The organism is Candidatus Krumholzibacteriota bacterium, from assembly GCA_016932415.1.
Taxonomy (GTDB): Bacteria; Krumholzibacteriota; Krumholzibacteriia; order Krumholzibacteriales; family Krumholzibacteriaceae; genus Krumholzibacterium.
The window spans coordinates 56504-70383 of the sequence record JAFGCX010000029.1; the positions used below are offsets into that span (position 1 = coordinate 56504).

At 52.5% G+C, this 13880-nt stretch carries 17 protein-coding genes; all 17 read left to right on the plus strand.

The window, feature by feature from the left end:
* Position 1 precedes the first annotated feature (1 nt).
* The 17 genes from JW814_10345 to JW814_10425 all read left to right on the plus strand — a co-directional run bounded on the left by JW814_10345 (position 2) and on the right by JW814_10425 (position 13774).
* The gene (locus JW814_10345) at positions 2 to 508 is read left to right on the plus strand and encodes a flagellar basal body-associated FliL family protein (GenBank protein MBN2071844.1); all 507 of its coding nucleotides are present in this window, start codon (positions 2 to 4) and stop codon (positions 506 to 508) included.
* Between the two features lie 10 nt (positions 509 to 518).
* Positions 519 to 1523, plus strand: coding sequence for a flagellar motor switch protein FliM (fliM, locus tag JW814_10350; protein MBN2071845.1), 1005 nt, complete (start codon positions 519 to 521; stop codon positions 1521 to 1523).
* Positions 1501 to 2055, plus strand: a complete 555-nt coding sequence (fliN, locus tag JW814_10355) for a flagellar motor switch protein FliN (GenBank protein MBN2071846.1) — start codon at positions 1501 to 1503, stop codon at positions 2053 to 2055. Before fliM ends, fliN begins: the two co-directional genes overlap by 23 nt.
* 12 nt (positions 2056 to 2067) lie before the next feature.
* Positions 2068 to 2508: a flagellar biosynthetic protein FliO gene (fliO, locus tag JW814_10360; GenBank protein ID MBN2071847.1), complete on the plus strand. Its 441-nt coding sequence runs from the start codon at positions 2068 to 2070 to the stop codon at positions 2506 to 2508.
* 320 nt (positions 2509 to 2828) lie between these two features.
* Entirely contained in the window at positions 2829 to 3572 is a 744-nt protein-coding gene (fliP, locus tag JW814_10365; GenBank protein ID MBN2071848.1) for a flagellar type III secretion system pore protein FliP, read from the plus strand.
* Positions 3573 to 3582: 10 nt separating this feature from the next.
* Positions 3583 to 3846 (plus strand): flagellar biosynthesis protein FliQ, encoded by a 264-nt coding sequence (fliQ, locus tag JW814_10370; GenBank protein ID MBN2071849.1) that lies wholly within the window; start codon positions 3583 to 3585, stop codon positions 3844 to 3846.
* An 11-nt stretch (positions 3847 to 3857) separates the two neighbouring features.
* Positions 3858 to 4634 (plus strand): flagellar biosynthetic protein FliR, encoded by a 777-nt coding sequence (fliR, locus tag JW814_10375; protein ID MBN2071850.1) that lies wholly within the window; start codon positions 3858 to 3860, stop codon positions 4632 to 4634.
* A 15-nt stretch (positions 4635 to 4649) separates the two neighbouring features.
* Complete coding sequence (gene flhB, locus JW814_10380; GenBank protein ID MBN2071851.1) at positions 4650 to 5714, plus strand: flagellar biosynthesis protein FlhB; 1065 nt, start codon at positions 4650 to 4652, stop codon at positions 5712 to 5714.
* Positions 5715 to 5799: 85 nt separating this feature from the next.
* Positions 5800 to 7857, plus strand: coding sequence for a flagellar biosynthesis protein FlhA (gene flhA, locus JW814_10385; protein MBN2071852.1), 2058 nt, complete (start codon positions 5800 to 5802; stop codon positions 7855 to 7857).
* Positions 7817 to 9049, plus strand: a complete 1233-nt coding sequence (locus tag JW814_10390) for a hypothetical protein (protein ID MBN2071853.1) — start codon at positions 7817 to 7819, stop codon at positions 9047 to 9049. The genes flhA and JW814_10390 overlap by 41 nt, the downstream gene beginning before the upstream one ends.
* A 21-nt stretch (positions 9050 to 9070) precedes the next feature.
* Positions 9071 to 9292, plus strand: coding sequence for a hypothetical protein (locus JW814_10395; protein ID MBN2071854.1), 222 nt, complete (start codon positions 9071 to 9073; stop codon positions 9290 to 9292).
* A gap of 90 nt (positions 9293 to 9382) precedes the next feature.
* Positions 9383 to 9547, plus strand: a complete 165-nt coding sequence (locus tag JW814_10400) for a hypothetical protein (protein MBN2071855.1) — start codon at positions 9383 to 9385, stop codon at positions 9545 to 9547.
* A gap of 99 nt (positions 9548 to 9646) precedes the next feature.
* Positions 9647 to 10129 carry a hypothetical protein gene (locus JW814_10405; GenBank protein ID MBN2071856.1) on the plus strand — a complete coding sequence of 161 codons (483 nt, stop codon included), beginning with the start codon at positions 9647 to 9649 and terminating at the stop codon, positions 10127 to 10129.
* A gap of 89 nt (positions 10130 to 10218) precedes the next feature.
* Positions 10219 to 11079 (plus strand): HDOD domain-containing protein, encoded by an 861-nt coding sequence (locus tag JW814_10410; GenBank protein ID MBN2071857.1) that lies wholly within the window; start codon positions 10219 to 10221, stop codon positions 11077 to 11079.
* Positions 11080 to 11118: 39 nt separating this feature from the next.
* Positions 11119 to 12021 (plus strand): HDOD domain-containing protein, encoded by a 903-nt coding sequence (locus JW814_10415; protein ID MBN2071858.1) that lies wholly within the window; start codon positions 11119 to 11121, stop codon positions 12019 to 12021.
* Positions 12022 to 12139: 118 nt separating this feature from the next.
* Entirely contained in the window at positions 12140 to 12901 is a 762-nt protein-coding gene (locus JW814_10420; GenBank protein ID MBN2071859.1) for an MBL fold metallo-hydrolase, read from the plus strand.
* 81 nt (positions 12902 to 12982) lie between these two features.
* Positions 12983 to 13774 (plus strand): DUF4097 family beta strand repeat protein, encoded by a 792-nt coding sequence (locus JW814_10425; GenBank protein ID MBN2071860.1) that lies wholly within the window; start codon positions 12983 to 12985, stop codon positions 13772 to 13774.
* Positions 13775 to 13880: the final 106 nt, after the last annotated feature.

Sequence of the window (13880 nt, forward strand, 5' to 3'; positions counted from 1 at the left end):
AATGGGTGACGAGGAAAAGACTGAAGAGAAAGCTCCGGAGAAGGTGAAAAAACCATTACTCGGAAATCCTATGATCATGGTCGCCATAATAATCGTGTTCCAGGCGGCAATAGCTTTCATGATGATAAAGATGCTTGCCCCCAAGCAGGCGGAAGCGACTGATGTCGAACCGAAGGTCGAGAAGGTCGTGGAGGATTCCGACCCGAGAGGCGAGATCATTCTGATGAGCGACATCGTGATAAACCTGAAGGAAAAGGACAAGCTCTTCTTCCTGAAGGTCACGATAGGACTTGAGGTCCCCGACAGCGACGTGAAGGCGGAGGTCACCGAGAGGACTCCCCAGCTCAGGGACGATGTTATCGCCATGATCTCGGGGAAAAGCGTCAGCGATATCGATTCGCTCGAGGACCGGAACCTGCTGAAGGCGGAATTGACAAGGCGGATAAACGCCTCTTTGCTGTCCGGAGATCTTATCCAGTTGTATTTTTCGGATTTCGTGATCCAGTAGAGGAGTGATCGTGGTAGAGGTGCTTACACAGGAGAGTGCGGATCAGCTGATCGATTCGATAAAGAGCGGATATATCGATCTCGAATCGTTCGACTTCGGATCAGCTGCCAGGGCGGTACCGTACGATTTTTCGAAACCACACTCTCTTTCGAGGGGTTTCATCAATAATCTGGCCACTCTGAGCGATGGATTCTCAAAAGCGGCATCGATGACGCTTTCGACATATTTCCGCGGTACCATTACTGTCACACCCCGTGGATCGAGCCACCTGCTCTTCCAGGAATTCATAGGGATGACGAAGATGCTCTCCTGCCTGGGAATCGTGAACCTTTCCCCGCTGAGAGGGCAGAGCGTGATGAAGATAGATCCATCGATCGTCTTCTCGCTCGTAGACAAGCTGATGGGTGGAAGGGGTGAGCCGCTCGGGGAAGAGCGCGAATTTACCGAGATCGAGTCAAATGTGGCGCAGAGGATCATGAAAAGGCTTCTGGATGACCTGAGAATCGGGGGAGACAGGTTCATAAAACTCGAGCCGAGCGTCTCAAGGATAGAGAACAATCCTGAATTCGTAAATATATGCGCCGGAAGTGAGCGGGTGATCGCCCTGCATTTTGATATAAACATGGGTTCCTTCACGGGAGAGATCACATTCTGTATCCCCGTTTCGGCGTTCGAGTCTGTTATAGATATGTTCGATCCGGTCGATGAGATCCCCGAGAGGACTCCGGCCGAGAAACAGCAGGACAGGAATTTTTTGAAGAACGCGCTGAGAAAAGTATCACTCGATTTAAGCGTTGAGATAGGAAAGACGGAATTGAGCCTTTACGAAGCGAAAAATCTTAAAAAGGGCGACCTGATCATACTCGATAACAACGTCAGGGAACCCGTCGATATCATAGTCGAGGGTATAAGGAAATTCAAGGGTATCCCCGGCCATGTAAGCGGAAAGAAAGCGGTAAGACTTACATCAGTGAATAATGAAGGAGGAAGCAGTGACGACGCAGAAGGAAAATGAGAAGGCCGGAGCCATGAACGGCGCCGACGCGTCCGAAGAGGCCAGCGCCAGGGCGGCGGGGGACGCGGCCGGTGAAATGTCTGAAGCAACCGGCGCCGCGGAGGGCGGAAAAGGCGATTACCCGCCCGCACAGTCTGGAAGCGATCTGATAGACAGCGAAGCCGGTGCCGTCGATGAATCGATATCGACTGTGATAAACGAACTGGAAAAGAATAATGTCACCACCGAAGACGCGCTCGAGGAATTCCACGTCGCCGACGTGCAACGCCCCGTGAATCGTCCGGCGAGGACCGACGACAATATCGATCTGCTTATGGACGTGAACGTGACGCTCAGGGTCGAGCTGGGAAGAACGACAAGATCGATAGAGGAAATAATGAGCCTGAATCCGGGAATGGTGATAGATCTTGACAGGAAAGCGGGCGACAATGTCGACCTCTTTCTCAACAGGAAACTTTTCGCCAGGGGAGAAGTGACGGTGGTAGAGGGTAATTTCGCGGTCAGGATAACCCAGCTGATAGGCCGGATATAGAAAGGTATAATCATGTTTGTCAGGACCGGACTCGTATTGTCATTGATGATCGTTCTTTTATCGATCGCCGGAGATATCGGCGCCGCTGAAACCGATTCGATCCTTCCCAGCGCGGGAAGGATACTGATCGCCTGTCTGATCGTGGCGATGCTTATTTACGCGTCGATCTTCATGCTGAAAAAGCTCTTCTTCAAGGGGAGCGGCAGGGTAGCGGGATCGATAAGCATGGTCGGATCATATCCGATGGGACAGAGGAGCAGGCTCTGCCTCGTCGAAGTGGCGGGCAAGGTCCTGCTGCTCGGTATAACTCCCCAGCAGATATCCAGAATAGATGAATTCGAACCATCGGAGATAGAAGAGATCGAAAAGCCATCCAAAGTCAAATCGTTCATAAAACATCTCCAGGATTTCTCGGCGAAGCAGGATGTTGCAAGAGGATCATCCACTGGTTGAATATTTTACCGCGGCCGCCGGGGTCCTTCCCGGCCGCCCCACCGGCCGGGAGACAGATCGGGAATCAATTGCCAGAAACCGGTGATAAACCTATCATAACACCTTTAAAAAAATAACGATATGGAACCGGGAAATATCTGCCCGAATTCGCGCACTATTTTCCTCCTTTCCTCCGTGGCATATCTATTGCCCTCTTTTAATGGAAACCATTTCCCACTCGGGATGCTCCGTCATCGTATTTTCCGGCGGACGCATCGATCAGAAAGAGGCGCGAATTGAAAAATGGAACACTGGTAATACTGATCGCGGGGTTGATCGTCATGTCAACGGCCCTTACGGCGGTCGCCCAGGGTACGCCCGCGGGCCAGAGCGCCGGTGGGACGGTGCTTCCCGGGCTGCTCGATCCGTCGAGCGCCGGTGCGGAAGGATCGAAAAGGCTGAGCCTCCCGATCGAGATCGTCCTTGGACTGACCGTACTGTCGCTTGCTCCCGCTATTCTCGTGATGATGACGTCGTTCACCAGGATAGTCGTCGTTTTCAGTTTCATCAGGCAGGCGTTGGGGACGCAGCAGATGCCCCCGGCGCAGCTTCTGATAAGTCTCGCTCTTTTTCTGACGATCATAATCATGATGCCGGTCATTACCGATGTAAATGAAAAGGCGCTTCAACCTTACCTGGCAGAGACGATCACGCGTCAGGAAGCGCTGCAAAAAGGTTTCGAACCGGTCAGGGATTTCATGCTCCTGCACGCGAGAGAGAAGGATATCGGGATATTCCTGAAATTCCACGGTAAGACCGAGCCGGTGACGCCCGAGACGCTCTCCGCTTCAGTGCTTATCCCCGCCTTCGTTATAAGCGAGCTGAGGATCGCGTTCCAGATAGGTTTTCTGATTTATCTGCCCTTCCTCGTAATAGACATGGTAGTTGCCAGCGTTCTCATGTCGATGGGTATGCTCATGCTTCCCCCCGTCATGATCTCGCTGCCTTTCAAGATACTTCTTTTCGTACTGGTCGACGGATGGCACCTGCTTGTCCAGTCGCTGGTAGCGGGTTTTACAGGGTAGGTGGTACGTCATGACGGCTGACGCTGTTATAGATATCGGAAGATACGCATTGTACATAACGGTGCTTGTAGCTTCGCCGATGCTCCTCTTTGGCCTTATCGTCGGACTGGTGATCGGTATATTCCAGGCGGTGACTCAGATCAACGAGATGACTCTGGTCTTCGTTCCGAAGATTCTCGCAGTCTCGCTGGCTATCGTGATCTTCATGCCGTGGATGCTCAGGACCCTGATCTCGTTCACGGCGCAGATCTTCAGCCGGATCGCGGCATTATAGGAGGACCGATTTTGCTGGACATCAGTTTCGATCCTGAATCCATTATCTGGTTCCTGATGGTCCTTGTAAGGGTCTCGACGGTAATCTATATCATGCCGCTTTTCGGGGCGAGGTTTCTTCCCGATCAATGGAAGATCGCTTTTTCCGTCGTTCTTGCCGTGCTCGTCTCCTTTTTTCTCAAGGCTCCAGCTGCAGGAATGTCGATCACGGCGGCGGGGCTCTTTCTATCGGCGATAAGAGAAGTCGTCATAGGACTGGTGATCGGATTGACGACGGGATTTATTTTTTACGCCGTCATGCTCTGGGGGCAGGTCATCAGCACGCAGATGGGCCTGGGCCTGGCAAACGTGATCGATCCGCAGGCCGGGACCGATATTTCCGTGCTTTCGCAGTTTTACTATATGTTCGCCGTAGTTCTTTTTCTCTCCATAGACGGGCATCACATGCTGATAGAGGGGATAGTCGATTCATACATCTATTTTCCACTGGGAGGAAGCGGCATACCTGCCGGCAGCCTCGGGGAATTCATCTCTTTTTCCGGGCAGGTATTCGTCATCGCCGTCAGGCTGGCTGCTTCGATGATCGTCCTGCTGCTTCTGGTCAGTACCACTCTCGGAGTGATCGCGAGGACCGTTCCCCAGATGAACATATTTATCGTTGGTTTTCCGCTGAAACTTCTCGTCGGGCTTTTCGGAATGGTCGTTTCGACGCCATATGTCGCGAGAGCCCTGATCGAGATGTTCAAAAGGATCCCGATGGACCTCGCGAAGGTCCTCGGAGCGGGATAGAGAGGAGGTGAGCAGGTGGCAGAGAATTCAGATGGCGCTGAACGGACTGAGGATCCTACTCCTAAACGTAGAAAATCGGCGCGTGAAAAAGGCCAGGTGGCGAGAAGCCAGGAAGTGAATTCCCTTGTGATCCTCACTACCGGCGCGATGCTCATCCTCGGATTCCACAACTATGTGATCCTGGCGATCGAGAAGTTATTCATCCGTTCGTTCAACACTTCACCGGCGAGCATAGAAGCAGGAAATATCACCATGCTTGCCGCCGAGACTCTCTATTCGTACGTGCCGATTGTCGCCCCCTTCTTTATCGGGATCATCCTGGCCGGCCTGTTTGCCAATCTCAGCCAGGTCGGATTCCATTTCTCATCCACCGCTCTGGCTCCGAAGTTCGAGAGGATAAATCCGCTGGAAGGATTCAAGAAGATATTCTCATGGAAAACAGTATTCGAGGCGCTGAAGAACATCATCAAGATAGGAGTGATCGCCCTGGTCGCCTACAAGGTCCTGAAGCCCTCGGTGGGAGAGATAATCGCCCTTTCAGGTTCCACACAGCCTGATCTTGTCGGCGTATACCTGAAAGTAGGCCTTGGCGTGGTGATCCGGGCCCTGCTCGTAATGATAATAGTCGCTGGCTTCGACTACGCCTTCCAGAGATGGCAGCATGAAAAATCGATCAAGATGACGCTCAAGGAACTCCGCGACGAGTTGAAGGAGACAGAGGGAGATCCGCTTGTAAAGGAGAGGATCAGGGGGATCCAGAGAGAGATGGCAAGAAGGCGGATGATGGAGGATGTGAAGACCGCTGACGTCGTCGTGACAAACCCGACCTCGCTGGCCGTCGCGATGAAATATTCCCCCGGGCTTAACGCTCCTAAAGTCGTGGCGAAGGGGCAGAAGATACTGGCTGACAGGATAAAGAAGATCGCGAGGGAATTCAAGGTGCCTGTGATCGAGAACAAACCTCTCGCGCGCGCGTTGTATAAATCATGCAAGGTGGGAGGGCTCGTCCCGGTCCATCTCTATAAAGCGGTAGCGGAGATACTCGCTTATGTATACAGCCTCAGGAACAGGAAACGATGACGGCATCGATGCCGCGAGAGACTGAAAGGATCATGAAGTGGCTGACGACAATATTTTAAAGAACACGATCCTCGAAAAATTGACGATGGGTTCGAATATCCTCAACGCGTTCGGTATTATCGGTATCATAGGCCTGATGGTGTTGCCGGTCCATCCGATGCTGCTCGATATTCTGCTCACCTTCAATATAACTTTCGGGCTGATCATCCTTCTCGTGACCATATATGTGAAGGAACCACTCGAATTCTCAGTCTTTCCGTCGGTCCTTCTGATGGTCACCCTCTTTCGTCTGGCTCTTAACGTCGCCTCGACAAGGCTTATCCTTTCGCAGGGTTACGCGGGGGAAGTGATCTCATCGTTCGGGACATTCGTGGTACAGGGAAATTACGTGATCGGCCTGGTGATCTTCCTGATCATCGTAGTCATCCAGTTCGTCGTCATCACCAAGGGTTCCGGAAGGATAGCCGAAGTGGCCGCGCGCTTCACCCTTGATGCCATGCCGGGAAAACAGATGAGCATCGACGCGGATCTCAACTCCGGCCTGATCAGCGAGGATGAAGCGAGGACACGCAGGGAGAAGATCGCCAACGAGGCGGACTTTTACGGAGCGATGGACGGTTCAAGCAAGTTCGTTCGAGGAGACGCGATAGCTGGGATCATCATCACCCTGATCAATATCATCGGAGGACTCGTCATCGGAGTCGTTCAACGTAACATGAGCGCCGGTGAAGCGGCGATGACATATACGATGCTGACCGTCGGTGACGGCCTTGTCACGCAGATCCCGGCCCTTATCGTCTCGACGGGAGCCGGCATGATCGTGACGAGGGCCGCGAGCAAGCAGGATTTCGGAAAAGATATCTCATCCCAGGTATTCGGATACCCGAAGGTGATGCTGATAGTAGCGATCACTCTGCTCGGTCTCGGGATCGTTCCCGGACTTCCGAAAGTCCCATTCCTCGCGCTTTCACTCTTTTTCTTCGGCATCTACACCGTTCTGAGACGGAAAAAAGCCGTCCCGGTCGATGAAACTGCCGATGACCAGCCTGTCGAGGACCTTGATCCCGCCGAACAGGACGATCTCTATTACGTCGACAGGCTTGAGATAGAGATAGGTTATGGTCTTATCCCGCTGGTCAACGAGGAGCAGGGGGGCGATTTCCTCAAGCGCGTGACCAATATAAGAAAACAGGCGGCGGTCGACCTCGGCCTGCACATCTCTCCGATAAGGATCCGGGATAATCTGCAGCTGAAACAGAATCAGTACAGGATCAAGCTCAAGGGCGTCGATATAGCCACTGGGCTTATCCAGGTCGACAGGTCTCTCGCCATCAAATCGGGGCCTGTCGATGACAGTATCGAGGGTATGGAGACGAGGGAACCGGCCTTCAACATGCCTGCGTTGTGGATCAAGAAAGAGGATGTCGACAGGGCCGAGGCGGTAGGTTACACGGTAGTCGAACCGAGCGCCGTGATAGCTACGCACCTCAACGAGATAATAAACAGGTATGCCGACGAGATAATGACGCGCCAGGATGTGCGCGACCTGGTGGAAAAGGTGAGAAAATACGCGCCAGCGGTCGTCGAAGACCTGTTCCCCGATCAGATAACGTACGCTTTTCTCCAGCAGATAATGTCAAATCTTCTGCGCGAGAGGGTATCTATCAAGGATATGATCACCGTACTCGAGACGATCGCCTATTATATCCCGCAGACAAGAAACATCGATTACATATCGGAGAGGATAAGGGAAGCCCTGGGCCGCTCGATACTTAACAAGTATCTCGACAGCGAGGGAAACCTTCCCGTAATCGCCGTTCATCCCGATATCGAGGATATCTTCGGGCGGGCTGTCGAAGCCTCAGTCGAGACGAAGATGCTCAGCCTTGATCCGGAATTCACTAAGAAAGTCCTCGTGTCATTACGCGAACAGATCGACAGATGCAGCGCCAACGGGCTGCAGCCGGTCATCCTCTGTTCATCATTAATACGGTTGGCATTTCACAGATTCGTGGAACCGACGTTCCCGTTCCTGGTGACCCTCGCCTATTCAGAGATCGCGAGGGATATACAGGTCCGGTCAATAGGGATGGTGATTTTCAATGAGTCAGAAAACCTGCACCATACAGGACAGGTCGCTTGAGAACGCGATGAAAAAGGCAAAAGATCAGTTCGGCCCCGACGTACTGATAGTCAATACGAGGGAGCGCCGGGGAAAAAAGGAAGGCGGCCTTGGGATTGACAGGATCTTCGAGGTGACGGTCGCCGCGGAAGATGACGCCGGCCTCTACGCGAGGAGCGATATCAAGCCGAAGGAAGAACTTCTCAGCAGGAGCGAGGCAGCGGCCAGACTGGAAAAACAGATCGAGAGGCTTGAAAAACTCGAGATATCGATCAACAGGATCGAGGGAAAGATACGCGGGATGCTTGAAGGGCACTCCACCTACCCGATATTCGACCTTCTCAGCGGCGGAGGAGTATCGCCGCGGACAGTCGAGATGATCGCCGATTCTTTCAGCAGGACGGGGAAGAAAGGGCGCGATCCGGAAGGTTCCGCTTTCGAGCATCTCGAACGACATCTTCGCGTCGCCGAGGAGCGAAGCTGCGCCGATATGTCCGGTATCCATTATTTTTTCGGAACCGGTGGAAGCGGCAAGACTTCGATAATCATCAAACTCGCCGCGAAGCTCGTTGATCTTGGAAAAGACGTCTCGATAATAACGCTCTTTCCAAGGCACGGAGGCGAGGTAAAAAGGCTTGAAGTCGTGGGGAAGACGCTGGCTATCGGGACGTATCCCGTTCATGACCTGCAGGGCCTTCGAGAGACCCTGGACAGTATGGACGAGGAAACGGTCGTACTGGTCGATACCCCATGCGTCGCCACGGTAAGCGAACTGCGAACGGAGAGATTCGCCTCTTTTATCTCGGAATTCGATTTCGTCAACAGGCACTACGTTTTTGACATAAGCAAGCGGGCGAGTTTTCTAAGGCAGGAAGTGGAGGTCTTTGACCGCCTCGGTTGCGATTTCTGCGTTCTGACGAAACTCGACCTGTCCCTTGAGAAAGCGGCATTTATAGATCTTATAGCGACAGCGCTGCGTCCTTTCTCCTTCATCAACGAATCCCCCGATTTTGACAGGGGATTCGATATAGCGACGAGGAAAAGGCTTTTGGACCTCGTTAAAAGCTGTAAAAGAAGCGTAAGGGAGGAAGAAAGAGATATTTCAGTTAATAAAAAGACCGGTTCGTCCGAAGATACTGGTGAAGAGGATAAGCCGAAGAAAGAAGATTCAACGTATTCTTCGATCGAGGAAGAAGAACCGGTACTTATATAGAAGTGACAAGAAGATATGAAGATGTTTCTGAAAACGATAGCAACGGGAGCCGCCCTGGCCGCGGGGATCGTAAGCATATTCCAGAATGCTCCCGTGATGCTCTTTATAAAAAGGACAGCTCTGACTTTTATCGGGTTTTATTTTCTCGGCGTCGTGCTGAATGTCCTGTGGAATACCGCGATGTCGTATGTTCCCGGCTTTCCGGGAAAGAAGCTGAAGGGTGAAGAGGAAGAAGCATCTTGATTATGACCTGTGACCGGATGATCGGGCCTTGAGGACTGGCGGCGCGGGGATGTGAAGAAGGCCCGGCATCGACGGCGGAAGTGATCGATCATGTCTGAGAGAATCGACGGGGTGACCCCGCCCCTGGTCGTCGTCCCTCCGGGAAAATCCTGGAAGGAACGGAAAAAAGAGGACGACGGAGAAAGGGACAGGGCGAAAAAGAAAAAAAGCAAGATCGACAAGGATGACGAGCACCTGATCGACAGGAGAGCGTGAGAAGCGGGTCGGAAAAATGCTTTTTTCGGGCGAAAAGATGGAATTCATTGCTCAAGTCAAAGGGCAGAATGGACGAAGTAAAATAAAATGGAGATGAACATGCAATTTATTGAAAGTCTGTCATTTAGTTACGCGCTCGTGATCTCGGGGCTCATCGCCCTGATCTTATCGATCGTTCCCGGCCTTGCCGCCCTTAAAAGGAGAAAGGTCAGGACCGCGCCGGCGATCGCCGTGGTGGAGTCTTTCGAGGAGTTCGAAGTGAACAGGCCGATCCCGGGGGCGTACCTTTCTGTCGCCCGCGAGACATGCACCGAGATATCGAGCCTGGTATCGAGGCTCGGTTCGGTCATGGACAGGATCGATGATTCGGTCAATCTCTGTCTCGAAGGTTGCGGCGAACTGATCGACAGGGGATCAGGGATCATTACGATGGCCGGGCTGTCGGAGACGATGCATGACGCGAGGGATATCGCATCAAGGATAAACGATCTGAAGGACCTGGGAGTCGATGAAAGCGGCATCGCCGGAAAGCTCAAAATTGACAATGAACTGGTCCGGTTGTATATGCACGTCGGAGGATAGATAAAAACGCTGTGCCGCAGGGAGCCCGGGCTGCGCGCCGTTCGGATCGTTCCCGTTATCGGAGACCTGAAAAAGATTATGGAGTAGTGATGACTCAGAATGTCTCGATAAACAAGTTGATAATGCTTACCGGAGATCTTCCTCCGATGCCTTATGTCGCGAGGAAGGTCATGGAAGTAGTCAACAAACCGTCAACGAACGCCGAGACCCTCCAGGAGATAATATCGAAGGACCAGGGTCTTTCGAGCCATATACTCAAAATAGCCAATTCGGCGCTGTACGCGGTGAGCAGAAGGATCGAAACACTGACGGACGCCATCGTTATGCTTGGATTCAATTCCATAAGGACTCTCGCCATCATGAGCGCGACCAAGAATCTGCATAATTTCGCCAAGCGGGGCAAGATACTGGGCCTGAAGGATAAACTGATGTGGGAACACTCCGTCGCCGCCGCGATAGCTTCGAGGATGATCGCGCAGCACGTCAATTCTTCCCACGTGGAAAACGCTTTCATGGCCGGACTGCTTCACGATATCGGCAAGCTCGTAATCCTCCAGAAGCTCAACGACGACTTCAACCAGATCGTAGAGGAAGTCTACAACACGGGCAGGCATTTCAGCGAAGTGGAAGAGGCTATTCTCGGATTCACGCACGCCGAGGTCGGAGCGCTTCTTATGAAAAAATGGAAATTCTCCGAAGAGTTCGAAGAGGCTGTACAGTCTCACCATTCGGTAACATCGGAACTCGGACCGAACAGGCAGCTTGTATTCTACATCGATCTCGCCAACAAGATGTGCCACAAGCTTGGTGTCGGATTTATCAGGGAACCTGACCTCGATCTTTCCGCCGAGATCTCGGCGATCAGGCTGGGGATAAAAAATGAAGAACTGATCATGCTGGAGGATTCGGTAAAGATGATCCTTCAGCAGGAAAGATCGGTATTTTTATAGAAGGAATGACCAGGGGAAGGAAAGAGCAGGACATATCAGATGGTAGTGATCGATCCAGGTAACCCGGAAGCGAAAGAATTATCCGTCGTTTCGATGGAAAAGGTTGTAAGCAGGATGTCCGACCTGCCTACACTGCCGAATACGTTGATGAAGATATGGATGCTTCTCGAATCGGCCGACTCATCATCGAAAGATCTCGAAAAAGTGATCTCTCTCGACCAGTCGCTGAGCGCGAAGATCCTTCGTCTGGCAAATTCCCCTTTCTATCACATCCCGCAGAAAGTGAACAACGTCTCGAGCGCCATAGTCAATGTCGGGTTCGAGACGATCAAGAACCTGGTGATAACCGTCTCCGTCACCTCCGTGCTCAAAAAACTCAAGAGCACGAACAAGTATTTCCCTCTCAAGGAATTCTGGCGCCACAGCGCGTCGGTCGGCGTCGTCGCGAGGGCTTTCGCGAAAAAGGTCCCGGGCGTCGACAGCGAACTCTGTTTCTGCGCGGGGGTACTTCACGACATAGGAAAATTCGTTCTGAATATTCTCTACCCGAATCAATATGCCGAAGCGATATCGCTTGCAGCGGTCGAAAAAAACTATATCCACCTGGCGGAAAGGGATGTCTTTTCGTTCGATCACGCGAAGGTGGGCGAGGTCTTTGCCCGGTACTGGCAGTTTTCCAACGATCTCAGGTCGATCATCGGATCGCACCACAAAGAGCTCAGCGAAGTCGATGACGAGGTCCTGATGGAGACCGCGGTCGTCCAAATCGCCGACGCGCTCGTCCGCAATATTCCGTACGGGTTCCCCGGTGATTTCATGAAAGGCGAATATTCAGATCACGTCTTCGAGCTTTTCGATATCAATATCGGGTTCATCGAGGAATTCCAGAAAGATATAATGAAAGATATCACCTCGGCGAGCGAGATACTCAATCTTGTCTGATCCCGCCTGGCGAATATTCACTTTGACACGGCAAGCGCTTCTCTCTTAATCTTCTGTCGGCAGCGTCGGTGTTTTCACCTCCCTTCAGCGGTGTGACGCTTTCAAAAGGGAAAGGGATATGGATTCTTTCAGGGTGACAATCCTTGGTTCAGGCACGATCATGCCGGTCCGGGGAAAGAGAGCGACGACTCTCATGGTAGAATCGGGGGGGGAGAAGTTCCTTTTCGACTGCGGGCCGGGCGCGATGGATGCCCTTGCCGAAAACAATATACCGTACAGCTCGGTCTCGAAGATATTCCTCACCCATTTCCATCCAGACCATACGCTCGGGATCGTTCATTATCTTTCGGCGCTTAAAAACGACAGGTCTGCCGGTATTCCGGAAAGATTGGAGATCATCGGCCCGGAAGGGACCGGTGATTTTCTCCAGCGGCTGAGCGTCCCCTATCCATCGCTGCCGGCGGCGGCGAGGATCGAGGTCACAGAGCTCTCTGACGGCGACGAGGCTGTTTTCGGCGGCGTAGAGGTCACTGCCGCTCTGGCCGATCACGCAAGCGCTCCAGCCCTTTCGTACAGAGCGGACTCGAACGGAAGATCGATCGTATATACCGGCGACACAGCGTATAACGAACGGCTCGTCAGGCTTGCCCAGGGAGCGGATCTTCTCATCGCCGAATGCTCTTTTCCCGATTCTATCCCTGTGGCGGGGCATATGACCCCATCAGCCGCGGGGCGCCTCGCGGCGGAGGCTTCGGCAGAACGCCTCATCCTTATCCATCTTTATCCATATTATGAAGTGAGCGATCCAATCGACACTGTTAAAACAAGATATAAAGGTGACATATCGACAGCCTTTGACGGGATGACGATCGGCGTCTGAAGATTATTTGCAACAAACCTGGCCCTTTTAACGTCATATTATACATAAGCCCGGGATTATTCATAAACGGAGGAGGCTGTGATGAGATCGAGATGGATTTATATTCTGCTGATATTGACTGTATTTGTCCCTTCGACTCTTTCCGCCTACAGGCTTACCGAGATCTGGGAAAAGAATTACGAAGTGGAAGAAGGCGCTCTTTTCATTCTGCAGAACGTTAACGGGAGCATAGATGTCGAGGGGTATGGCGGCGACAGGATCGAGGTCGTCGCGGAGATCAGGATCAAGGCGGCGAGCAAGGATAAGGCGAAAAAGATATTAAGAAAGATCGAATTCGACGTCGAACATGAACGCGGCCTTCTCAGGATCGAGGCGGATCTGCCAAAGCTGAAAAAAGAGGGCCTCTTCGGGCTCCTCGGCAGTTCAGGCCCGTCGATCGCGATAAGATATCGCGTCAGGGTCCCCAAAAGAACGGACGTTGAGTTGAGGTCCGTCAATGGCAGGGTCGCCTCGAGATCGGTGAAGGGTACTTTCCTGCTGAAAACGGTCAATGGCGGTATCGGCCTTCATTCTCTCGGCGGGGAGGGGACTCTCGGAACGGTCAACGGAGGGATCGACTGCGCGATAGAACAGTTCGATTCGGGAGCAGAGCTTTCGATCAAATCGGTGAACGGCTCGGTGAAGCTCGAGCTTCCCGAAGATGCCGGGGCCGAGCTCGATATCAAGACGCTAAACGGCAAGATCAGGACCGATTTCGAACTGAACCGCGTTAGAAGGATCAAGAGGTCGAGGATCGAGGGATCCATCGGCGATGGCGATGGATATATCAATATAAGGACCACCAATGGTGGCGTCACAGTAAGGTCGATCTAGGGGGACGCCCGGGCCCGGCGGGAGATATTATCAAAAGTTGTGGATGAAGAAAAATGAGCGTATCCTCGGTTTGAATTAAAAACCAGTCCTTGAGTAAGGACAAAGG